The organism is Streptomyces sp. NPDC059909 (genome assembly GCF_042730885.1).
GTDB lineage: Bacteria > Actinomycetota > Actinomycetes > Streptomycetales > Streptomycetaceae > Streptomyces.
Genome location: NZ_JBHWKX010000235.1, coordinates 1115 through 1360 on the forward strand (window position 1 = coordinate 1115; position 246 = coordinate 1360).

General features: G+C 79.3%; 1 pseudogene. It reads left to right on the forward strand.

From position 1 onward, the window contains the following. A pseudogene (locus ACFV9O_RS40475) lies at positions 1-198 on the forward strand (acetyl-CoA C-acyltransferase); the annotation flags it as partial. Positions 199-246: the final 48 nt, after the last annotated feature.

The following is a 246-nucleotide window of genomic DNA, read 5'->3' on the forward strand; positions in this document are numbered from 1 at the left end:
CTCGGCACCGTCGACCGCGACCGGCTCAACGTCGCCGGGTCCTCGCTGGCCACCGGCCACCCCTTCGCCGCGACCGGCGCCCGCATCGTCGCCACCCTCGCCAAGCTGCTCGCCGAACGCGGCGGCCCCGGCCGGGGGCTGATCTCCATCTGCGCGGCCGGCGGGCAGGGCGTCACCGCCGTCCTGGAACGCCCCTGACCGGGCCCCCGGACAGGGAAGGCGCGGCGCGCACCCGCCCACCCACGC